25 protein-coding genes and 1 pseudogene are annotated in these 21180 nt (G+C 71.3%); 5 read left to right on the plus strand and 21 right to left on the minus strand.

Annotated features, from left to right (window positions below):
* Positions 1-35: 35 nt before the first annotated feature.
* Positions 36-514 (plus strand): annotated as a pseudogene (locus tag ACIHFB_RS17170) (type 1 glutamine amidotransferase domain-containing protein).
* Positions 515-534: 20 nt separating this feature from the next.
* Here the strand turns inward: ACIHFB_RS17170 and ACIHFB_RS17175 are convergent.
* The 3 genes from ACIHFB_RS17175 to ACIHFB_RS17185 are packed head-to-tail and all read right to left on the minus strand — an operon-like array spanning position 535 to position 3191.
* On the minus strand, positions 535-795 hold the full coding sequence (locus tag ACIHFB_RS17175) for a DUF6158 family protein (protein WP_365273695.1): 261 nt from the start codon (positions 793-795) through the stop codon (positions 535-537).
* A 59-nt stretch (positions 796-854) separates the two neighbouring features.
* Positions 855-2474, minus strand: a complete 1620-nt coding sequence (locus tag ACIHFB_RS17180) for an ABC-F family ATP-binding cassette domain-containing protein (protein WP_400127219.1) — start codon at positions 2472-2474, stop codon at positions 855-857.
* A gap of 51 nt (positions 2475-2525) precedes the next feature.
* Entirely contained in the window at positions 2526-3191 is a 666-nt protein-coding gene (locus ACIHFB_RS17185; protein WP_365273701.1) for a histidine phosphatase family protein, read from the minus strand.
* Positions 3192-3263: 72 nt separating this feature from the next.
* On the opposite strand from ACIHFB_RS17185, the gene ACIHFB_RS17190 reads away from it, so the two are divergent.
* From ACIHFB_RS17190 to ACIHFB_RS17200, 3 genes are read left to right on the plus strand one after another with little or no spacing between them, the layout of a single operon-like run.
* A complete protein-coding gene (locus ACIHFB_RS17190; protein ID WP_365273704.1) occupies positions 3264-4763 on the plus strand; it encodes a phosphatase PAP2 family protein in 1500 nt (499 codons plus the stop codon).
* Positions 4764-4809: 46 nt separating this feature from the next.
* A complete protein-coding gene (locus ACIHFB_RS17195) occupies positions 4810-5643 on the plus strand; it encodes a methyltransferase domain-containing protein (protein ID WP_400127220.1) in 834 nt (277 codons plus the stop codon).
* A 41-nt stretch (positions 5644-5684) separates the two neighbouring features.
* Positions 5685-5855 carry a hydrophobic protein gene (locus ACIHFB_RS17200; protein ID WP_365273710.1) on the plus strand — a complete coding sequence of 57 codons (171 nt, stop codon included), beginning with the start codon at positions 5685-5687 and terminating at the stop codon, positions 5853-5855.
* 63 nt (positions 5856-5918) lie between these two features.
* Here ACIHFB_RS17200 and gvpK read toward each other — a convergent pair whose 3' ends face one another.
* The 14 genes from gvpK to ACIHFB_RS17270 form a co-directional block, all read right to left on the minus strand.
* Positions 5919-6068 carry a gas vesicle protein GvpK gene (gene gvpK, locus ACIHFB_RS17205; protein WP_365273713.1) on the minus strand — a complete coding sequence of 50 codons (150 nt, stop codon included), beginning with the start codon at positions 6066-6068 and terminating at the stop codon, positions 5919-5921.
* Positions 6065-6253 carry a gas vesicle protein gene (locus tag ACIHFB_RS17210; protein WP_365273716.1) on the minus strand — a complete coding sequence of 63 codons (189 nt, stop codon included), beginning with the start codon at positions 6251-6253 and terminating at the stop codon, positions 6065-6067. The genes gvpK and ACIHFB_RS17210 overlap by 4 nt, the downstream gene beginning before the upstream one ends.
* Positions 6250-7008, minus strand: coding sequence for a GvpL/GvpF family gas vesicle protein (locus tag ACIHFB_RS17215; protein ID WP_400127221.1), 759 nt, complete (start codon positions 7006-7008; stop codon positions 6250-6252). Before ACIHFB_RS17215 ends, ACIHFB_RS17210 begins: the two co-directional genes overlap by 4 nt.
* Entirely contained in the window at positions 7005-7331 is a 327-nt protein-coding gene (locus ACIHFB_RS17220; protein ID WP_365273722.1) for a gas vesicle protein, read from the minus strand. The genes ACIHFB_RS17215 and ACIHFB_RS17220 overlap by 4 nt, the downstream gene beginning before the upstream one ends.
* Positions 7328-8350, minus strand: coding sequence for an SRPBCC family protein (locus ACIHFB_RS17225; RefSeq protein ID WP_400127222.1), 1023 nt, complete (start codon positions 8348-8350; stop codon positions 7328-7330). Before ACIHFB_RS17225 ends, ACIHFB_RS17220 begins: the two co-directional genes overlap by 4 nt.
* The gene (locus ACIHFB_RS17230) at positions 8350-9072 is read right to left on the minus strand and encodes a DNA primase (RefSeq protein WP_400127223.1); all 723 of its coding nucleotides are present in this window, start codon (positions 9070-9072) and stop codon (positions 8350-8352) included. The genes ACIHFB_RS17225 and ACIHFB_RS17230 overlap by 1 nt, the downstream gene beginning before the upstream one ends.
* Positions 9069-9332, minus strand: coding sequence for a gas vesicle protein GvpG (locus ACIHFB_RS17235; protein ID WP_365273732.1), 264 nt, complete (start codon positions 9330-9332; stop codon positions 9069-9071). The genes ACIHFB_RS17230 and ACIHFB_RS17235 overlap by 4 nt, the downstream gene beginning before the upstream one ends.
* A gap of 3 nt (positions 9333-9335) precedes the next feature.
* Positions 9336-10106: a GvpL/GvpF family gas vesicle protein gene (locus ACIHFB_RS17240; protein WP_400127224.1), complete on the minus strand. Its 771-nt coding sequence runs from the start codon at positions 10104-10106 to the stop codon at positions 9336-9338.
* A complete protein-coding gene (locus ACIHFB_RS17245; protein ID WP_365273738.1) occupies positions 10103-10528 on the minus strand; it encodes a gas vesicle structural protein GvpA in 426 nt (141 codons plus the stop codon). Before ACIHFB_RS17245 ends, ACIHFB_RS17240 begins: the two co-directional genes overlap by 4 nt.
* 43 nt (positions 10529-10571) lie before the next feature.
* Positions 10572-10904: a gas vesicle protein gene (locus ACIHFB_RS17250; RefSeq protein WP_365273741.1), complete on the minus strand. Its 333-nt coding sequence runs from the start codon at positions 10902-10904 to the stop codon at positions 10572-10574.
* A 60-nt stretch (positions 10905-10964) separates the two neighbouring features.
* The gene (gene ligD / locus ACIHFB_RS17255; protein WP_365273744.1) at positions 10965-11879 is read right to left on the minus strand and encodes a non-homologous end-joining DNA ligase; all 915 of its coding nucleotides are present in this window, start codon (positions 11877-11879) and stop codon (positions 10965-10967) included.
* Positions 11876-13723 (minus strand): transketolase, encoded by a 1848-nt coding sequence (locus ACIHFB_RS17260; protein WP_365273747.1) that lies wholly within the window; start codon positions 13721-13723, stop codon positions 11876-11878. Before ACIHFB_RS17260 ends, ligD begins: the two co-directional genes overlap by 4 nt.
* Positions 13720-15147 carry an NAD(P)/FAD-dependent oxidoreductase gene (locus ACIHFB_RS17265; RefSeq protein ID WP_400127225.1) on the minus strand — a complete coding sequence of 476 codons (1428 nt, stop codon included), beginning with the start codon at positions 15145-15147 and terminating at the stop codon, positions 13720-13722. The genes ACIHFB_RS17260 and ACIHFB_RS17265 overlap by 4 nt, the downstream gene beginning before the upstream one ends.
* A gap of 140 nt (positions 15148-15287) precedes the next feature.
* A complete protein-coding gene (locus ACIHFB_RS17270; RefSeq protein ID WP_365273750.1) occupies positions 15288-15776 on the minus strand; it encodes a phage holin family protein in 489 nt (162 codons plus the stop codon).
* Positions 15777-15906: 130 nt separating this feature from the next.
* On the opposite strand from ACIHFB_RS17270, the gene ACIHFB_RS17275 reads away from it, so the two are divergent.
* On the plus strand, positions 15907-16257 hold the full coding sequence (locus ACIHFB_RS17275; RefSeq protein ID WP_365273753.1) for a VOC family protein: 351 nt from the start codon (positions 15907-15909) through the stop codon (positions 16255-16257).
* Positions 16258-16261: 4 nt separating this feature from the next.
* Here the strand turns inward: ACIHFB_RS17275 and ACIHFB_RS17280 are convergent, their stop codons facing one another.
* The 4 genes from ACIHFB_RS17280 to ACIHFB_RS17295 form a co-directional block, all read right to left on the minus strand.
* Positions 16262-18247, minus strand: a complete 1986-nt coding sequence (locus ACIHFB_RS17280) for a DUF5107 domain-containing protein (protein ID WP_365273756.1) — start codon at positions 18245-18247, stop codon at positions 16262-16264.
* Positions 18248-18328: 81 nt separating this feature from the next.
* A complete protein-coding gene (locus ACIHFB_RS17285) occupies positions 18329-18904 on the minus strand; it encodes a GNAT family N-acetyltransferase (protein ID WP_365273759.1) in 576 nt (191 codons plus the stop codon).
* Positions 18905-18938: 34 nt separating this feature from the next.
* Positions 18939-19193, minus strand: coding sequence for a LapA family protein (locus tag ACIHFB_RS17290; protein ID WP_365273762.1), 255 nt, complete (start codon positions 19191-19193; stop codon positions 18939-18941).
* Positions 19194-19274: 81 nt separating this feature from the next.
* On the minus strand, positions 19275-21053 hold the full coding sequence (locus ACIHFB_RS17295) for a CocE/NonD family hydrolase (protein ID WP_365273765.1): 1779 nt from the start codon (positions 21051-21053) through the stop codon (positions 19275-19277).
* Positions 21054-21180: the final 127 nt, after the last annotated feature.

A 21180-nucleotide genomic window follows, 5' to 3' on the forward strand; every position in this document is an offset into this window, starting at 1 on the left:
AGCTGCGCGGCACCGAGAAAGGACGGTGGACAACGATGCGCATCCCGTTTCTGACAGCACCCGAGGGCGTGGAGCAGATCGAGCTGACCGACCCCTGGCGGGCGGCGGTCGAGGCGGGACACGAGCCGGTTCTCGTATCGACGGAACCCGGTGAGGTGCAGGCCGAGTCCTTCGGCGGGCTGGTGCTGCCCGGCGGTGTGGCCAGCCCGGACTTCCTGCGCATGGACGAGCGCGCGGTGACGTTCGTCCAGCCTTCTTCGAGCGGGGACTGCCGGTCGCCGCGATCTGTCACACCCCGTGGACGCTCGTCGAGGCGGACGTCGTACGTGGTCGGACGCTGACCTCGTGGCCCAGCCTGCGGACCGACATCCGCAACGCGGGCGGCACCTGGGTCGACGAGCAGGTCCACATCGACGACAAGGGCCCGAACCTGCTGATCACCGGTCGCAGGCCGGACGACCTGAAGGCGTTCGACGCGGCGTTCCTCGCGGTGTTCGCCCGGCAGACGGTCTGACCTTCCGGCCTTCGCCGGGACTATGTGTCCCCGCCCCGTTCCCGGGCCCCTTCGCGGGTGCGCCCCGCGGCCACCGGTCGCCGCGGGTTGCGGCGCAGATACTCGCCCTCCAGCTGGGCCATACGGTCGTTATGGGCGCGCAGCGCGTCGTTCGAGCCGTGCAGCAGTGTGTCGTGGCGCGTGCGGTGGATGGTCTCCAGCTCTTTCATGAGCTGCTGGTCGTCCAGCCGACCCGGGTCGACTCCGGTCATGGTGGTGCCCCGCTCGTCGTGGTCGTCCATACGGTTCGAGTACCCGCCGGATCTCGCTTCTCGCCTCCACTGTACGAACATTCCCCGGGTCAGCGCGCCCGCTCCACCCGCCGTTCGTCCCACACCGGCTCCGGCGTCTCACGGACCCGGCCGTCGCTGCCGAAGACCAGGTAGCGGTCGAAGGAGCGGGCGAACCAGCGGTCGTGGGTGACCGCGAGGACCGTGCCGTCGAAGGCCTCCAGGCCCTCCTGGAGGGCCTCGGCGGACTCCAGGTCGAGGTTGTCGGTCGGCTCGTCGAGCAGCAGGGCCGTGACGCCCTCCAGCTCCAGCAGCAGGATCTGGAAGCGGGCCTGCTGGCCGCCGGAGAGCCGGTCGAAGCTCTGCTCGGCCTGGTTCGTCAGCTCGTAGCGGCGCAGCCGGGACATCGCGGCGCCCCGGTCCTGGGAGTGCTCGGTCCACAGGATGTCGAGCAGCTTGCGCCCGGCCAGCTCGGGGTGGGCGTGCGTCTGCGCGAAGTGCCCGGGCACGACGCGCGCGCCGAGCTTCCACTCCCCCGTGTGCGTGACGGTGTCCCCGGCGAGCAGCCGCAGGAAGTGGGACTTGCCCGAGCCGTTGGAGCCGAGGACGGCGACCCGCTCGCCGTAGAACACCTCCAGGTCGAAGGGTTTCATCAGGCCGGTGAGCTCAAGTCCCTTGCAGGTGACGGCCCTTACGCCGGTACGGCCGCCCTTCAGCCGCATCCTGATGTCCTGCTCGCGCGGCGGCTCCGGCGGCGGCCCGGCCTCCTCGAACTTGCGCAGCCGGGTCTGTGCGGCCTGGTAGCGGGAGGCCAGCTCATGGCTGATGGAGGCGGCCTGCCGCAGATTCAGCACCAGCTTCTTCAGCTGGGCGTGCTTCTCGTCCCAGCGCCTGCGCAACTCCTCGAAGCGGGCGAAGCGTTCGCGTCGCGCCTCGTGGTACGTGGCGAAGCCGCCGCCGTGCACCCAGGCGTCGGCGCCGGCGGGCGAGGGCTCGACGGAGACGATCTTCTCGGCGGCACGGGCGAGCAGCTCACGGTCGTGGGAGACGAAGAGCACCGTCTTGCGGGTCTCCTTCAGCCGCTCCTCCAGCCAGCGCTTGCCGGGCACGTCGAGGTAGTTGTCGGGCTCGTCGAGCAGCAGCACCTCGTCGGTGCCGCGCAGCAGCGCCTCCAGGACCAGCCTCTTCTGCTCACCGCCGGACAGGGTCCGCACCTGCCGCCACTGCGCCTTCTCGTACGGCACCCCGAGCGCGGCCGTGGTGCACATGTCCCACAGCGTCTCCGCCTCGTATCCGCGCGCCTCCGCCCAGTCGGCCAGCGCCTGCGCGTACGCCAGCTGCGCGGCCTCGTCGTCGACGCTCATCATCGCGTGCTCGGCCTTGTCGACCGCTTGCGCGGCCTCGCGGATCCGGGGCGGCGCGACCGACACGAGCAGATCCCGTACGGTCGTCTCGTCCCGTACGGAGCCCACGAACTGGCGCATGACGCCGAGGCCGCCACTCACGGTGACGGTCCCGCCGTGCGGTTTCAGCTCGCCGGAGATCAGCCGCAGCAGGGTCGTCTTGCCCGCGCCGTTCGGTCCGACCAGGGCCACGACGGCGCCTTCACCGACCCGGAAGGACACATCGCCGAGCAGCGCCCTCCCGTCGGGGAGGTAGTACTCGAGATGTGCGGCTTCCAGATGTCCCATGGGAACGCATTCTGCGGGCGGGGGACGAGACCGGGCAAACTCTTATCGCGCCTACTCGGCCGGTTCCAGGGGCTGACCGGTGGGACCGCCCTCGGTGCCGGGTCCGGTGGCCTCCACGACGGCGCCCGCCCACGACAGCGCCTTCCAGCCGTCGGACGGGGAGCCCTCCAGGACGACCACGCCGGTGTTGTCGAGCGGGCGGGCGGCGGCGAAGGAGATGTCGACGTTGTCGGCGCGGGCCGCGGTCCACACGCGGATCGCCGCGCCGTGGCTGACCATGGCGACGGTCCCGGCCCCGCTGCCGGCGGCCTCGGCGACCACGGCGTCGTACCGGCCCAGCGCCTCGGTGCCGCTCTCGCCGCCCGGCATCCGCAGGCCCACGTCACCCGCCGCCCAGGCGAACGCGGTCTGCATGTAGATCCGGCCGTGCTCCGCGTCGCCGGGCAGCATCTCAAGATCGCCCGCCGACACTTCCCGGATGCCGTCGCGGACGAGCATGTCGAGGCCGCGGGCGGCGGCCAGTGGGGCGGCGGTGAGCCGGGTGCGGATCAGGGTGGAGACGTACAGGGCGTCGATGTCCTCGTCGGCGAGAGCCTGCGGCAGCAGGGCCGCCTGGCGCTCGCCGAGTGCCGTCAGACCCGGCCCGGGAACGGCCGTGTCCAGCAGATGGTCCACGTTGGAGGGGGTCTGGCCGTGGCGTATGAGGAGCAGGCGCATCTACTGGGTCCTCCGGGTGTCGTTCGCGGCCCGGCGTACAAGAAACGGGCACTTCAGGGTACCCGGCACCCCATGAACCCAGACGTCGACCTCACCGCCCCCATCCCCGGCCGGCACGCGCTGCGCGACCGGCTGCTCGCGCTGGACTCCCGGCTGTTCGAGTTCGCGGCCGAACGCAACTGGCCCGGCGCCGAACACGTCCTGCCCCGGCTGAGCCGGAGCGCCAATCACGGCGTGCTGTGGTTCACGGCGGCGGCCGTCATGGCGGCGAGCCGTACGCCCCGGGGGCGCCGTGCCGCGGCCCGCGGTATCGCCTCCCTCGCCCTGGCCTCGGCCACCATCAACACCCTCGGCAAGCGCAGTGTGCGCCGCCCGCGCCCCGTCCTCGACCCGGTTCCGGCGGCGCGGCACCTGAAGCGGCAGCCGATCACCACATCGTTCCCGTCCGGTCACTCCGCGTCCGCTGCGGCCTTCGCGACCGGCGTCGCCCTGGAGTCCCCCACCTGGGGCGCCGTGATGGCACCGCTCGCCTGGTCGGTCGCCCTGTCCCGCGTCTACACCGGCGTCCACTTCCCGAGCGATGTGCTCGCGGGCGCGGCGCTGGGCGCGGGTGCCGCCTTCGCCGTACAGGGCCTGGTGCCGACCCGGGTCCAGGGCACCCCGCCGGCCCGGCCGCGTGCGGACGCCCCCGCGTTGCCGGACGGTGCGGGTCTGATCGTCGTGTCCAACACCGCCGCGGGCAGCGCCGACCGGGCGCGCACGCTGGCCCAGGCGCTGCCGCAGGCCGAGCTCGTGGAGTGCGAACCGGCCGACATGCGCGACGAGTTGGCGAAGGCGGCCGCCCGCGCCCAGGCCCTCGGCGTCTGCGGCGGCGACGGCACCGTGAACGCCGCGGCCGAGGTCGCCCTGCGGCACGGCCTGCCTCTCGCGGTGCTGCCCGGCGGCACGCTGAACCACTTCGCCTACGACCTGGGTGTGGAGGACGCCCGCGATCTGAGCCGGGCCGTCCGCGGTGGTGAGGCCGTGCGGGTGGACGTCGGCCGGTTCGCCTCCGGCGAGCACCGGGGCATCTTCCTCAACAACTGCAGCCTCGGCGTCTACCCGGAGCTGGTGCGCGAGCGGGACCGCTGGTCGCACCGCATCGGCGGCTGGCCGGCCGGAGTGCTCGCGGCACTGCGGGTGCTGAACGCCGACCAGCATCCGCTGGAGGCCGAACTGAACGGTCGGGCACGTCCGTTGTGGCTGCTGTTCGTGGGGAACTGCACCTACCACCGCATGGGCCTCGTGCCGGGCCGCCGCACGGATCTGGCGGACGGCCGCTTCGACGTACGTGTGGTGCACGGCGGCCGCAAACCGGCGTTGCGCCTGCTCGCGGCCGCCTTCGCGGGCCCGCTCACCCGCTCCCCGGCCCACGCCGCGGTCCAGGTGGACCGACTGCGCGTGGCCGGCGTCGCACCGGGGACACCGCTCGCCCATGACGGCGAAGTCACCGAAGTGCACGGCGAGGTGACGCTGGAGAAGCTGCCGGAGGCGCTCACGGTGTACCGCCCACTGAACGGCACGTCCACATAATGAAATGCGGGTCTCATCATTCGACATGCCGACGTACGGTGTCGGCATGTCGAAACCGCAGGAGAAAACCCGGGAAACCGCTGTCTACACGCACGGCCACCATGAGTCCGTACTTCGCTCGCACACCTGGCGGACCGCCGCCAACTCAGCCTCGTACCTGCTCGGTTCACTGAAACCGCATATGAAGATCCTGGACATCGGCTGCGGTCCGGGCACGATCACCGCCGACCTGGCGGCGCTGGTCCCCGAGGGGCATGTCACCGGCGTCGACCGGGCGCCGGAGATCCTGGATCAGGCCCGGGCGACGGCCGACGAGCGCGGCCTGACGAACGTCGACTTCGCGGTCGCCGACGTCCACGCCCTGGACCACCCCGACGACACGTTCTGCGTGGTCCACGCCCACCAGGTGCTCCAGCACGTCGGCGATCCGGTGCGGGCGCTGCGCGAGATGGTGCGGGTGACGAAGCCGACCGGGTTCATCGCCGTCCGCGACTCGGACTACGCGGCGATGACCTGGTATCCCGCGTCACCGGGCATGGACGACTGGCTGGACCTCTACCGGCGGGTGGCCCGCGCCAACGGCGGCGAGCCGGACGCGGGGCGCCGGCTGAAGTCCTGGGCGCTGGAGGCCGGCCTCACCGACATCACCGCCACCTCCAGCACCTGGACCTTCTCCACGCCCGAGGAGCGGGCCTGGTGGAGCGGCCTGTGGGCGGACCGCACCGAGGCTTCCGGGTACGCCGAGCGGGCCACGGCCGGCGGTCACGCGACCCCCGAACGGCTGCGGTCCGTCTCGGACGCCTGGCGTACGTGGGGCGAGCAGGAGGACGGCTGGTTCAGCGTCCTGCACGGGGAGATTCTCTGCCGCAAGAAAGCCTGAAATCCGGATTCCGGGAAACCCGGCCAGTAGGAGGTGGAATTATGGTTCCCATTCTGCTGGTACTTCTTCTGGCGCTGATACTTTTCGGTGCCGGATTCGCCGTAAAGCTGCTGTGGTGGATTGCACTGATAGTGCTGGTGCTGTGGCTGCTGGGATTCCTCATGCGAGGCACTACGGCAGCCGGAGGCAGGGGCCGCTGGTACAGGTGGTGAGTCGGCTTGTGAGTCGGCTCCCCTCGATCGATTGATCCTTCGATCGATCGATCCCTGATCGGATCAGTCCCTGGGGAGCAGCGGTCCGAGCGGCCCGAGGTCCAGATTGAGGTCCTCGGGCCGCAGTCCGTAGCGCTCACGGAGTTCGGTCATCCGGTCGTGGTCGCGTTCGACGGTGTCGGGCTCCAGGTCGAGCCGGCTGCGCGGGGTCATGTCAGCCCCTGAAAGGGCGAGGGAACCTGTGCGTTCACGGAGCTGATCAGCGCGTTCAGATCGATACGGACGAGGTCGACGTCCGCGATGCGCAGGGTGACGTCCCCCGTGATGACGACGCCGCCGGCCAGCAGCCGGTCGAGCAGATCCACGAGGGCGACCTCACGGCGTTCGATGACCGTCACGCGCTCTCCTCCCCCACGAAGGAATAGGCCGCCCAGGGCCCGGTGAGTTCGACGCGAATTCCCGCTTCCTCGTCCTTCGTACGGTCCACCATTTCGACGAACCCCTCGGAATCGGCACGCGGCACGAGATAGGCGGCGTTGAGCACATTCCGTCCGGAGGCGCCGGAAAGGGAGGTGCTCTGCGGGGTGTGCAGCCTGGAATCCTCGGCCCACGCGGAAAGCGTCGTGTGCAGGCTGCTCGCGAACATCTCCGCGTGCTGCCACGTGTCCTCGTGCGCACGGGCCCGCGAACGCCGCTGCCGCAGGTAGTCCCGGCCCGACGCGGCCGGCCCCGCGGGCGGGCCGGTCTCCGCGGGCTCCAGGTCGACGTACACCTTCACACCCCATTCCACCCGCCCCTCCAGCCGGTCCAGGGTGCGGCGGAACTCGGCCTCGCGCGCCTCCATCATGATCCGTACACCGCTGTCGTCCCGGAAGACGGTGGCGAGCCGGAGCGGCAGCGGAGTGGTGACCACGGTGAGCGCGTCGATCACGCTCTGGTGGGCACGCGCGGTCTCGGTGAGCCAGTCCAGGTCCTCCAGATGGGCGCGGAGCGGTTCCTCGGCGAAGTCGCGCTCCGGCACCGTGCTGAGGACCGCGACCAGGCCGTGGTGCGTCAGCTGTTTCGGCGGCTCGCCCGCGACGCCGTTCAGCTGGGCCTGGAGCGCGGACCGGAAGGGACGGCACACGGCGTAGACGTAACGCAGGCCGGTCATGGGATCTCCTCCTGCCCTCGGCCGGGCTCCAGGGCGGCAAGCCTCTCGCGCAGCTCGGCGTTCTCACGGGCGAGCTCGTCGCGCCGGGCACGCGAGGACAGCGACGGGTCGTCCTCCCACCAGTCGATACCCATCTCGCGTGCCTTGTCGACAGAGGCGACGATGAGGCGCAGCTTGATGGTGAGCAGCTCGATGTCGAGCAGGTTGATCCGGATGTCGCCGGCGATGACGACGCCCTTGTCGAGCACGCGCTCCAGGATGTCGGCGAGGTTCGCACCGCCGTTCGAGCCGTAGGGCTCGGGGAGCCGGCTGGCCATCGTCATCGACGACTCCCGCCTTCTGCGTACTCGTACTCTTCCTCTTCTTCGTCTTCTGGATTTTCTATGTCTTCTGCGTTTTCTGCGTCCTCGTACTCGCCGGCGTCCTCCTCTTCCTCCTCTTCCTCCTCTTCCTCCTCGTACGCCTCCTCCTCCGCCACCACGTCCTCATGGCTGCGGACGACCTCGCCGTCGCGGATCTCGCCGCGCCAGCCCTCCTCCGCCTCGCCCTTGAGGGTGATGAAGCGGACGTAGTTCTTGAGGTCGAGGCGGGCCCGGCGGCCCTGGGCGCGCCAGATGTTGCCGGTCTTCTCGAACAAACCCTTGGGGTAGTACTCGATCACCAGCAGGACGCGGGTGAGGTTGTCCGCGAGGTGGTGGAAGGAGACGACACCCTTCGTCGTGCCCTTGGCGCCCTCCGACGTCCACGCGATGCGGTCGTCGGGGACCTGCTCGGTCGTGTGCGCCTTCCAACTGCGGTTGGACCAGAAGACCTTGAGCTGCCAGTCGGAGTTCGTGTCGTCGGCGCGGCCCGCGCTCTTCACACCCTTCGCGAAGGTGCTGAACTCCTGGTAGCGGGTCCACTGGTCGTACGCGGTGCGCAGCGGTACGCCGACGTCGATGTACTCGATGATGACGGTGGGCTTCTTCCCCGCGCCGCCCTTGCGCCTGCCCTTGCCGCCGCCGAGGTTCTTCAGGGCGCCGACGATGTTGTCCTTGGCGCGGGCGGCGCCGAGCTCCAGGGCGCTGCGCAGCGGCCCCTTGCCCTCGGCGAGCTTGCGGCCGCCGTCGAGGGCGAGCTTGGCGAAGCCGGGGCTGTTGCCCTCCGCGATGTCGTTCAGCTTGCCGGTGGTCTCGCCGAGCTTGCGGCCGACGCCCACCAGCATCCGCTGGGCCTGGGCGGCCAGGTATTCCTGAAGTTCGGCCTTGAGCCGGTCGGCGGCTTCGCTGTGAGCGAGGTCGCCGAGCGGGCTCGCGGTCGCCCCGCGTGCGGCGGAGCGTGCGGATCCGAGGGTGTCGGTCATCACTCACCGCCCCCCTTCGGGAGCCGGGACCGGGCGCCGCGGACGGCGCTCCTGGCTCCGCTGGTGCTCTTGCGCGCGGTGGCCGCGGTCTTCTTGGCCGCCTTCTTCGCCGGCGCCTTCTTCCGGGCCGGGGGCTGCTTGGCCGGGGGCTGCTCGGCCGCCGCCGTCTTCTTCGCGGCCGCCTTCTTGGCCGGCGCCTTCTTGGCCGCCTTCTTCGCCGGCGCCTTCATGGCCTCGTCGTTCCGGGGCGGCTCCGCTTCGTCGTCGAACTCCTCGTAGTCTTCGGCACCTTCCGCGTCTTCCGCGTCTTCCGCGTCTTCTGCTTCTTCGGCGTACTCGGCCTCTTCAGGCTCTTCCTCGTCCTCCGCGTTCCTCTCGAAGCCGAGGTCGGGCGTTTCGGGTACCACGCCCGCGAGCTGGTCACGGACCTGTTCGGTACGTCCGTGCAGCCGGTCGGCGACCGCGTCGAGCTGTCGCGCGACCATGGCGCCCGACGCCGCCTTGCCGACGCCTCGCAGGTCCTCGCGCAGCTGGTCCCCGATCTCCTTGAACTGCGGGTTGTTCGCCAGTTGCCCGGTGACCAGGTCCGCGAGCGCCCGCGGGCCGAGTTGCATCCGCTTGCCCGCCACCAACGTGCCGACGGCGAACGCCAGTTTCATCTTCTTCGTACGTCCGAGGACGTATCCGGCCCCGATCGCGAGGCCCAGTGCTATTCGGTTCATCGTGCCGTCCCGTTGCCTGTGCCCGCGCCGGTGCGCAGGCCCGTCTCCAGCCGGTCGAGGAGTTCGTCCTCCCGGCGGTCGAACTCCTCCTCATCGATCTCGCCTGCTTCCAACCGCTCTTCGAGCTGGGCGAGTTCGGCCCGGACGGCGGCCGGATCGTAGTAGATCCGTTCCGCCTCGCTCAGGACCTGTCTCACCACCCACGCGCTGCCGCGCACCGGGGCGAACGGCAGCAGCAGGATCTCTCCGAGCAACCCCACGGCTCACTCCTCGCCGGCGTCGGCGCCGAGGACGGAATCCGCCGGCTCGGCCGGTCCGGGCTCGACGAAGCTGTACGGCGGCAGCGGCCCGTTGAGGCGTAGTTCGAGGTGAGGGAAGGCCTTGCGGGTCGCCTCCACGGCGGTCACGAACGTCTCGGCCGCCCTTCGGTCCACCAGGAACGACAGGTTGGCCAGCCAGCCGGCGGACTCGGGGCCCGTGCTCACGGCGGCGGCGACCGGTTCCAGGGCGCCGCGCACCTCGACCGCGTCCGCGGCCTCGCGGGCCTTCACCGCGGAGACCACCGTCTCGCCGAGCCGCAGCCGCTGATCGTAAGTGCCGCCACCCGCCTGCCGGTTGGCCTCGGTCATGGCCCGGATCTCCGGGTTCTCGGAGAGCACCCGGTGCAGGACGGCCTCTTCGTCGTGCACCGCCTTGACGTTGTACTCGACCTTGCCGTCCAGCTCCCGCAGGCGCTCCTTGTAGTGCTCGGCCCGTTCGGCGAGCACGTCGGTGACGGAGCCGTCGTCGGGGGCGACGCTGCCGAACCGCATGGGCAGCACACAGCCGGCGGCGCCGGTCTCGGCGAGCACGGCCTGGTGGGCCAGCAGGTCCCGGCGCTTGGGGCGCAGCCCGTCGGGCGCGTCGCTGACGAGGGCCGCCAGGTCCGCCTCGGTCAGGACGCGAACGGGGCGCGGCGGGTCGCCGACGCCGGACAGCTTCTTGGGCAGGGCCGGATGGGAGGCGGCGGTGATGCCGTAGACGTACGTACTCACTCCTGCTCCTCCTTCCGGCGTGCGGCGGCCGACTTGCGGGGACGCGGCCGGGGTTCGGCCTCCCCTTCCTGGCGTGCCTGCTTGAAGGCGTCGGAGATGGTTTCGGCGGCACCGGACAGCGCCCCCTTGGACTTGCCGCGCGCACCGGACTCGGTGATCTGGCCGACGACGTCGGGCAGGCCGGGGCTCTTGCGCGGTCCCGCCTCCAGGTCGAGCCGGTTGCACGCCTCGGCGAAGCGCAGATAGGTGTCGACGCTGGCGACGACGACCCGGACGTCGATCTTCAGGATCTCGATGCCGACCAGGGAGACTCGCACGAACACGTCGATGACGAGCCCTCGGTCGAGGATGAGTTCCAGGACGTCGTAGAGGCCGCTGGTGCCACCCGCTCCGCCGCCTTGCTGTGCCGGGACAACGGTCATGCCGACCGTTCCTCCTTGTCTTGGGTTGTGGTGGGCGGGCGACCTAACGGCCGCCCTGCCTGTGTGCGTCGGACCGCCCGCGTTCGTAGCGGCGGACGCGTCGGTAGCCGGTGAGCTGCCCCTCGGAGTCGAGATCGACCTGGTAGCTGGCGAGCAGGCTCATCGTGTCGGGGACGCGGACCAGTTCCAGGACCTCGATCTCCAACACCCAGCCGTCCTCGGTCTGTTCGAAGGACGACACCGTCTCCGCGGTCATGCCGGTGAGTTCGGAGAGTTGGGCGCGTGCCTGGCTCAGGATCTCCATGGGGGTCGGCTTGTCGTCCGCCCCGCCCCGTTGTTGTCTGGATGATTTGGGTGTGTTCTGTGAATTAGTCATGGGCGCCTCGGACGGCGAGTGGCCCTGGACGCGTCGGCCAAACCCACGGGACCACTGATTTCAGTCGCGCAGGGCGTTGAGCCTGCGCCGGGCCGGGCCCAGGGCGCGGCCCTTCCTCAGCACTCCGGCCCAGGGATCGGTGCGTGCCTGCTCGACGGCGTCGGCGATGGTCCAGTGGCGGGCGTCCAGGCCCGGGTCGTCCAGTTCGGTCCAGGTGAGGGGGGTGGCGACGGGCGCTCCGGGCTCGGCACGGACCGTGAAGGGCGCGGCGGCGGTCTGGGCGTAGGCATTGCGCTGGACGTCCAGGTACAGCCGGTCGCCGCGGTCCTTCTTGCGGGCGGCGGTGGTGAGCCGGTCGGGGTGCGCGCCGGCGAGGTCGCGGGCGAACTCCCGTACCTCGTCGAACGTATGGCGTCCGTCGAGCGGCACGATCACATGCAGTCCGCGGGAGCCGGTGGTCATCAGGGCCGAGGGCAGCCTCAGTTCGTCGAGCAGTTCGCCCAGCAGCCGGGCGGCCTCGCGCACCGTCTCGAAGTCGTCCGCGGACGGATCGAGGTCGAAGACCATCCGGTCGGGCCGGTCGAGGCTGTCGGTGCGCGACAGCCATCGGTGCAGGGTGAGACAGGCCTGGTCGGCGAGGTACACGAGGGTCGCGGTGTCGTCGCAGACGGTGTGGCGGACGGTGCCGCCCTCCTTGGGCACCTCGACGCGCGTGATCCACTCCGGGTAGTGGTCCGGGGTGTTCTTCTGCATGAACCGCGGCCCGTCGAGCCCGTCGGGGTGCCGCTGGAGCATCAACGGGCGGCCGCGCAGGTGCGGCAGCATGAACGGCGCGACGGCCCGGTAGTAGTCGACGAGATCGCCCTTGGTGTACTCCTTCGCGTCCCCGCCGCCGGGGAAGAGCACCTTGTCGGGGCGGTGCACGTCGACGGTACGGCGGCCCGCACGGACCGTCGTCACGTCGTCGCGGCTCATCGCACGACCGCCTCCTCCACCAGCAGCCGCCCCGAAGCCGCGATCGACTCGGCGTCGATGCCCGCGGCGTGCAGCTGCTCCTCCGGCGACGCCGAGCCCGGCATCGACCGTACGGCGAGCCGCACCAGGCGCGGCACGGGCCGGCCGTCGAGGAACGCGGCCAGGACGGCGTCGCCGATGCCGCCCTCCTCGTGGTGGTCCTCCACGGTGAGCAGACAGCCGGTGTCCTCGGCGGCCTTGCGCAGGGTGGGCAGGTCGGCGGGCTTGACCGAGTACAGGTCGACGACCCGGACGGCGATGCCCTCCCCCGCCAGCGCGTCGGCCGCGGCCAGCGCCTCGTGCACGGTGACGCCTGCCGCGACGATCGTCATCCGGTCCTGCGCGGAGGAGCGCAGCACCTTGCTGCCGCCGACCGGGAACTCCTCGCCGGGGCCGTAGATCACCGGGCTCTTGCCGCGGGAGGTACGCAGATAGCGGATGCCGTCGCAGCCCGCCATGGCGGCGACGAGGTGCGCGGTCTGGTTGGCGTCGCACGGGTAGAGGACGGTCGAGCCGTGCACCCCCCGCATCATCGCCAGGTCCTCCAGACCCATCTGCGAGGGCCCGTCCTGTCCGATCGCGACACCGGCGTGCGAGCCGACGAGGTTGATGCCGGCACCGCTGACCGAGGCCATGCGCACGAAGTCGTGCGCGCGCGTGAGGAACGCGGCGAACGTGGACGCGTACGGCACCCAGCCGCGCGCCGCGAACCCCACCGCGTTGGCGACCATCTGCTGCTCGGCGATGTAGCACTCGAAGAACCGGTCGGGGTGTTCCTTGGCGAAGAACTCGGCCCGTGTGGAGTCGCTGACCTCGCCGTCGAGGGCGACGATGTCCCCGCGCGCGGTGCCGAGCGCGGTGAGCGCCTGGCCGTAGGCGTCCCGGGTCGCGGCCTCGTCGCCCTCGTCCCAGCGGGGCAGGTCGAGGTGCCCTGTGCGTACGGCGTGCAGCATCCGGGCGGCGGGCGGCTCCTGGACGCGGACGCGCAGGTCGCGTCGGCCGCCGAGCTCGTCGATCGCCTCGTCGGCGTCGGGCAGCGGCTTGCCGTGCAGTCCCTCGCGGTCCTGGACGGCCGCGACGCCCTTGCCCTTGAGGGTGCGGGCGATGATCACGGTCGGCTGTCCGGTCGTCGACAGGGCCTCGCCGTAGGCGCGGTCGATCGCGTCGACGTCGTGTCCGTCGATCTCGACGGTGTGCCAGCCGAAGGCCTGGAAGCGGCGTGCGTAGGCGTCGAGGTGGTGGCCGTGCCGGGTGGGGCCGCGCTGGCCCAGCCGGTTGACGTCGAGGATCGCGACGAGGTTGTCCAGGTGTTCGTACGCCGCGTGCTCGGCGGCCTCCCACACGGACCCCTCGGCCAGTTCGCTGTCGCCGCAGAGCACCCACACCCGGTATCCGGTGCGGTCCAGCCGCTTGCCGGCCAACGCGATGCCGACGCCGACGGGCAGTCCCTGACCGAGCGAGCCGGTGGCCGTCTCGACCCAGGGCAGCCGCCGGGGCGTCGGATGCCCTTCGAGCATGCTGCCGAGCTTGCGGAAGGTGAGCAGCGTGTCGTCGTCGAGGGCGCCGGCCGCCTTGTACATGGAGTACAGCAGCGGCGACGCATGCCCCTTGGACAGCACGAAGCGGTCGGCGGCGGGGTGGGTGGGGCGGTCGAAGTCGTAGCGGAAGTGGTGGGCGAGCAGGACCGCCATGAGGTCCGCGGCGGACATCGAGGAGGTGGGGTGCCCGGAGCCCGCGGCGTCGGCGGCACGGACGCTGTCCACCCGCAGTTGCTGGGCGAGTTCCTGGAGTTCACCGGTGTTCATGAGGCTCCTTCCGCGGGGTGGTCGGGGCGCTTGACGGGGCCGGGTGGTTCGGGGTACGCGGAGCTGTGCGCTGCCTCGAGCGCCTCCTCCGGCATCCGTGGCAGTTCCGGTGAGGCCGTGTCCAGGGGTACCGACCAGGACCGCACGAGCCCCAACTGCACCGCCTGGCGCGGCAGTACGGCGTCCAGCAGCCAGTCGGCGGCGACCCGGACGCGGTTGCCGGACATCGCCGCGAGGTGGTAGCCGCGGGTGACCGCCCCGGCGAGCGGGCCGGCCGGCGGCACGCCCAGCGAAGCGAGATGGGGGTCCCCCCGCCCGAAGGGTGGGGGAGGGTTGGCGGCGGCCTGGGCGCCGCCCAGGCCGCCGACGAACCCCAGGTCGCGGTGGCGGTAGACGCTCCGCTCGCCGATGCCGAGGGATGCCGCGACATTGCGGCCCACGGCCTTGCCGTGCCGCCAGGCGTGCTGGGCGGTCATCGGTGTGAAGGAGCCGGGGTTGTTCAGGTCGGGCACGGCGGCCGCGTCACCGCAGGCGAACACCTCGGGCCGGCCCGGCACTTGAAGGTACGGGTCGACGATGAGCCGCCCGCGCTCCAGCGGCTGCCCGACACCCTCGACGAGCGGATCGGGCCGTACGCCCACGCACCACACCAGCGTGCGGGTCTCGACGAACTCCCCGTCGGTCAGCAGGACTCCGTCGTGCGTGGCCTCCTTCACCGAGGTCCCCATGCGCACCTCGACGCCCCGCTGCCGCAGCACACGGTCGGCGGTGCGGGAAAGATGCTCGTCCAGTTCGGGCAGGACGCGCGGCGCGACGTCGAGCAGCAGCCAGCGCGGACGTATGCCGCCCCGCAGCGGATGCCGCACCTGCGCGTCCGTGTAGCGCTGCCCCTGCGCGGCGACTTCCGTGCCGGTGTATCCGGCGCCGACCACGACGAAGGTGCACCGGGCGGCGCAGCTCCCGGGGTCGTCCTCGGCGGCCGCGAGCTCCACCTGCCGGGTCACGTGGTCGCGCAGGTACAGCGCTTCGGGCAGCCCACGGAAGCCGTGCGCGTGCTCCGCGACCCCGGGGACGGGCAGCAGTTTGTTGACGCTGCCGACGGCGAGCACCAGCCGGTCGTACGGCAGCGTGCCGCGCGAGCCCTCGGGGTCGCGGTAGTGCACGGTGCGCGCGTCGAGGTCGACGCCGTCGGCCTCGCCGAGCACCAGCCGTACCCGGGGCAGGGTGCCCGAGAGGGAGACGGTGACCCGGCGCGGCTCCAGGATTCCGGCGGCGACCTGGGGCAGCAGGGGCAGATACAGAAAGTAGTCGGTCGGGTTCAGCAGGGTGATCTCGGCCCGGTTCCGGGTCAGCCGCGACAGCGTGCGGGCCGCCTGATACCCGGCGGATCCGGCTCCGACGATCACGATGCGGGGTCGACTCACAGTTCGCCTCCGGCGCTGTGGCTCGTACGGGGTCTTCCGCGTCCCCCTGGTCAGCGCCCCCAAACACGGCGTGAGCGAGGGTCCTGCCCCCTATGGCCGGTGACCCCCGGCGGGTGGACCCGACCCGCAGGAACCGCTCGTCACGCCCGGTGGTGCGGCGGCTCGGGGTCGCCGTCGTCGGGGCGCGGTGCGGCGGACGGTACGCCGGCCCCCGGCGCGCCGGTCGCCCCGCTGAACCCGCCGGGCGCGGCGGGCGGCACGGGCGGATACGGCGGCGTACCGGCGGGGGTGGGTTCGGCGACGGGTTCGCCCGCACCGTCGCGTGTCGGCCGGGACGCCGACGGCCGGGCGGTTCCGCGCAGTACATAGGCCACGACGCCCAGGATCACCGCGGTGATCAGGGCGGCGGCCCAGTCCGGCAGTCCGATGGCGAGGGCCAGGCCCAGGGCGAGCGCGAGGGCCGCGCCCGCGTACAGGGCGACGGCGCCGGACGCGGCGTACAGGACGGCCGTGCGGCGCTGCTTGCGGGTCTGCTCACGCAGTTCGTCGCGTATGGTCTCGCGCGCCACCTGCGCCAGTTCGTCGACCAGCGCCTTGTCCAAGTGCTCCAGATGATCCAAGCGGTTCATGGCCGCCGGGTACCCCCGGCCCGGTGCGCGTAACGCCGCGGCGCACGGCCATGGGCGACTTGGTGGTCGGGCGGAGGAGATCGGGCAAAACGATCTCCTCTCGCCGACCGTCCCAACTAGGCTCGTCCACATGGACATTCTGGGAGCCACGCTGCGCGTCTGCGTCGACGACCTGGAGACCGCGGTCCCCTTCTACGAACGCCTCGCGGGCGGCACCGCCCTCCGTTTCGAGCGCGGCGGCGTCCAGGTCGCCGCCGTCGGCTGCTTCCTGCTGATGAGCGGGCCCGAGGCCGAGTTGGAGGTGCTGCGCAAGGTCGCGGCGACGATCGCCGTCGCGGACGTCGACGAGGCCCACAAGGTGCTCACCGAGCTCGGCGCGTACATCGTCGCGGGCCCGATGACGACGCCGGTGGGCCGGAACATGATCGTGATGCATCCGGACGGGGCGATCTACGAGTACGTGGACCGCCGCCCGTCCTGACGCCTCACGGTGCCGCGGGCGGCCGCATACGGAAGTCGTGGTGTGCCGGGAGCGGTTCGTCGCCGATCCGGGCCCACAGGCTCCCGATGCCCTCGTCCCCTTCGCGCAGGTCCGCGACCTCGAAGTCCGCGTCGAGGACGGCGCGGGCCTGCGCACGCCGCCCCTCCGCGAGCAGCAACCGCGCCTCGATCAGCCGGAACCGCCCGCGCGCCCGGGTCTCGGGGCGCAGCCGCTCCCACACGGCACGTGCGTGCGCCGTACGCCCCACGGCGAGCAGCGCCTCGACGGCCTCGCGGCCCAGCGAGGCGGTCGCCGCCGTCCAGCGTTCCCCGTCGTCCCGCCGCTCCCGGCACAGGTCGTCGAAGGCCTCCGCATACCGGTCGGCGGCCCTCCCCCACCCTTCGGGCGGAGGGACCCCCATCTCGCTTCGCTCGGGGTTGCCGCTCTCCTGGTCGGCGACGGCGAGGCAGCGCAGCAACGGCCACAGCGACGGGGCGAGTTCCAGCGCCCGCTCCCAGCTGCGCACCGCCTGCGCCCGGTCCCCGGCATGCCACTGGGCGACCCCGAGGTGGTACTCGGCGAGCGGAGTCGCCGGCGCCGTCTCCAGCATGTCCCGCCAGTGCGGTGCGACCAGCGTCTCCCCCGGCGGCTGCACACGGCGCGGCTCGGGCAGGACACCGGCCCGCAGCAACTCCAGCCACGGCGCCTGGGCGTCCCCGAGCGTGCCCTCGTCGAAGGGCGTGCCCGGCAACTTCCACTCCCCGCGCAGCACTTCGAGCGCACCCCAGCCGGATCCGACGGCCAGCACCTCACCCGGTTCGGTGTCGGCGCAGGGCTTCCAGGCGGCGTAGGCGGCATCGACGTCGGCGCGCGGCAGTACGGCCTCCAACTGCGCCTCGGCCGCGGACACTTCGGGAGACGCGGTCAACGGCCCGTACGCCTCCAGCCACGACAGCTCGCTCTCCGGCTCCAGCCGCACATGCTCCAACTGGGTGCGCACCAGCCCCGCCTGGATCTCGCAGTAGCCGCCGGTGCCCGGCTCGGTGAGCCACTCCTGCCAGCGCCGCCCGCCACTACCCGCGCCCCACACGAACAGCTTGCGCCCGCGCAGCACATCGGTGGACGTCTGCACCAGCCCCTGTCCGTCGGCGTCGAGCGCGGCGATCCAACGCCTGCGCCCGTCGGGCACCTCGTAGAAGTAGTCGGCGGCGTAGGGGCTGTTCAGCGGGTACGTCCGGTCGATCCCGTCGTACGTCGGCACGGGCACCCGGCGCAGACTCCGCTCGTATCCGAAGTGCCACGCCTCCTCGGCGGGCGCGAGGACCCTTCGCTCCTCGGGGACGGCGATGTTGGACCACCAGTACGTCGGCACCGGCCGCTGGTGCGGATTGCGGATGCGGACGCCGACGTACAGGAAGTCGGAGCCCTCCGGCAGCCAGAGGTCCACCTGGAAGGGCAGGTCACGCAGCCGCTCCCACTCCCAGAGGCGGAGCATCTCACCGCCGTCGGGGGCGGGTACGCGCGCGGCGTGCAGGGGCGAGCAGGAGAGCGTCGTATGCCCGGTGGCGCCGATGTTCCATTCGACGCCGCCGGAGTACCAGGCGCCGTTGAGGGCGAAGTTGGCGGGCTGGAACACCGGGTTGCGGTAGAGCAGTTCACGTCCCGTCGGCTTGTGGAAGAGGGAGGCGACACGGCCGCCCAGGCCGGGGAACACGGTGGCCCTGAGCCGGTCGTTCTCGATCACCAGGGTGTCGATGTCGCGGGGTTCGCGCGTCCGGTCGTAGCCGTCCCGCACCCGTACCGGCAGCAGGCTGCGCAACGGCTCGTAGCCGATCTGCCGGGCCATGTCCCGCGGCAGTTCCTCCCGGTCCCGCTCGTCGACATGGTGCACCTCGCCGAGGGTGCGCAGCGGCGGCAGTGGATTGTCGGGCCCCAACTCGGCGGCGGGCAGTGTCACTACGTCACGTCGGATCGTCGTCACGATCACCATGGAACCCGCACAGCGCAGACCTGACCAGAGGAGCTACCGGTCAGGATTGCGCAAAGGCGGACACGACGGCATACCGACCACCTATCGGGGCGCGGCCCCGCTCCCGGCACTTCCCGCGGAGCGCTCCGCGGTGATCGCCCACCGCTCGTGGTCCCGCCAGGCCCCGTCGATGTGGAGGAAGTCGGGCGAGAAGCCCTCCAGGCGGAATCCGCAGGCACGGGCCAGGGCGATGGACGCGGTGTTGGTGGGCTGGACGTTGATCTCGAGCCGGTGCAGCCGCATCGGGCCGAAGGCGTATCCGACGACCAGGTCGAGCCCCTCGCGCATGAGCCCGCGCCCGGCGGCGTGCGCGAAGGCGCCGTAGCCGAGGGCACCGCTCAGGAAGGCACCCTCGACGATGTTGTTGATGTTGATGTATCCGCCGATGGCGCCGCCGTCCTTCTCGCAGACCAGGAAGCCCGCCTTGGTGGGGTCGTCGATCAGCCGGCCCGCGTAGGCGGCGTAGGCCTGTGCGGTGTCCGGCGGGAAGAGCCACGGATGGTGCAGGTCCTTGCTCTCCCGGGCGCGGGCGGTGAACTCGGCGCCGTCCGCATGGGTGAAGAAGCGTATGCCCACACGGGGGCCTTCGGCGAGATGGCGGGATGCGGGATGCGGCATCCCGCCACCCTACGACGCGCCTCCTTGCGCAGGGCTACCGTCGCCGTCGCATGAAATAGGCACCGAACAGCGCGCCGATGACCCCCATGGCGAGCAGGGCCACCCACAGCGGCATCGTCACCAGGGGGATCAGCAGCCTGATCTCGGTGGAGCCGGTGTTCTCGAAAATGAAGACAAGGGCGAGGACGGCCAGCACCAGGACGGTGGTCCGGGCGGGGGTCATGACCCCGCGCGCGCCGCCGCCCCGCCCGCCGACCTTGCCGCCCTTCTCCGACGTCTTCGTACTCATACCACCAGCATGGTCCGTCCCCGGCCTTCACGCACGGTGAGCGCCCGCCGTGCGCGAAGGGCCGGGCGAGTGAGCGCTCGCTCAGCCGCCCGCGACCGGCAGCTCCAGCACCCCCGTGTCCCCCGGCGCGCTGACCACGGTCACCGGCTTGATCCCCCGGTTCCCGAAGTAGGCGTCATCGCTCCCCGCGATCACGAACTGAAGCCGGTGCCCCTTCTCGTACCGGTGCACGATCCCGGGCAGCGTCACGGTGAAACTCTTGGTGACGTCGGGGACACGGACCGGCGCGACCAGCCGGTGCACCAGCGTCTTGGTGCCGTCGGGCGCGACGTCGTACAGCTTGGCGAACAGGACGAGCTTGTCGGCGGCGTCGCCGGAGCCCTGCTTCCGCTCGGCCTTCGGGGAGACCACCTTGAGCGTGGCCCGAGGCGCGCCCACGACATCGACCGACTGCGCCAACGGCTCGCTGGTCCAGCCCAGGTACGTGCCCGGCGTGTCGTACGGCGCCGGATCGGGCAGCCCGATGATCCCCGTCAGCGAGCTCTCCGAATGGCTCGTGGAGATCAGCCAGTTGGTGTACGTACGGCTGCCGCGCGCCACCTTCTTGTGGTTGTCGACGAGCTTGCCGTCGCCGGAGAGGTACAACCTCTGGCTGATCGCGGGGAGTTGGCCTGCGGTGGCGTAGGTGCCGTCGGGGTCGGTGATCCAGTCGCGGTAGTAGGCGAAGGCGGGTCCGGTGTCGACCTGCTGCCGGTGGAGGTACCGGTCGAACCAGGCGAGGATGCGCTTGCCGACGTAGGAGGAGTCCAGATTGCCCTGGCTCAGGTTGAGTTCACCGGACGCCGGGTCGGTGAGCCCGCCGCTGTGCCCCCAGGACTGCCAGATCATCTTGGTGGGGGTGCCCTGCGCCTTGAGCGTCTTGTACGTCGCCGTCGCCTCGTTGAGGTTGAAGAGGCTGTCGGCCTGTCCCTGGACCAGCAGCGTGGGTGCCTGGACGCGGTCGAGATACGACATCGGGGACACGCTGTGCGCGTAGTCGAGCAGTTCGGCGGTCCTGTCGGCCGGGTAGCTGCCGGAATTGAGCGTGCGGATCGTGTCGCAGGCCCTGGTGACGAAGTGCAGACAGGCGAGGGAGTTGATGCGGGACGGGTCGAGGCTGGGCTCCAGCAGTGTCTGGCCCTCGCCTATGAGGTAGAAGCCGTTGGTCCACTGCCATTTGAAGACGCCGGGGACGCTGCCGCTGCCGACCGTGTTGTTCGGGTCGAGGGAGTAGGCGAGGTTGTTCCAGGTGATCATCGGGACGAGCGCGTCGACCCGGTGGTCCACGGCGGCCGTCGCCAGTTGGATGGCGCCGCCGTACGATCCGCCGATCATGCCGACCCGGGGATCGCCGGGGCCGTCCAGGGTCACGAAGTCGGCGTTCGTGCCGTCGTCGGCGGAGCGTTTCCCGGCCAGGAAGTCGACGAGCTGCGAGGCTGCCACGCCGTCGACGGCCGGGTCGTCCAGCGATATCAGACAGCCGCTGCGGCCGAAGCCGAGCCCGGAGTAGACGAGGGAGACGTAGCCGCGCTCGGCGAAGGCCTTGCCGACGGCGTTGGTCGAGCCGTCGTCCTTGCTGCCGCCGAAGCCGTTCGTGGCGACCACGGCGGGCGCGGGGTGGGCGGCGTCCACGCCGGCGGGCCGGTACAGGTCGGCGTCCACGGTGCAGGTGCGGTCACCCGCCTGGACGGTGAACTTCAGCGCGGTGACCGTGTACTGGCCGGCCGCGGCCGCGGGTGAGGTGAGTGCGAGGGGTGCGGTGAGGGCGGCGCCGAGAGCGAGGGCGAGCGGGACGCGGGATCTGGGCACACGTCGGGACACAGAGACCTCCACGCTGAGGACAACCCGGGATACCGACCAGTAAGTACTGGCCGGTAATCATGGTGTGACACGTGTCAGACGTGGTCAATCGCCGTGACGGGTGATTCTTGACAGGAATTCAGTAACG

The sequence above is a fragment of the Streptomyces sp. NPDC051963 genome (assembly GCF_044593495.1).
In the GTDB taxonomy this organism is placed as follows: Bacteria; Actinomycetota; Actinomycetes; order Streptomycetales; family Streptomycetaceae; genus Streptomyces.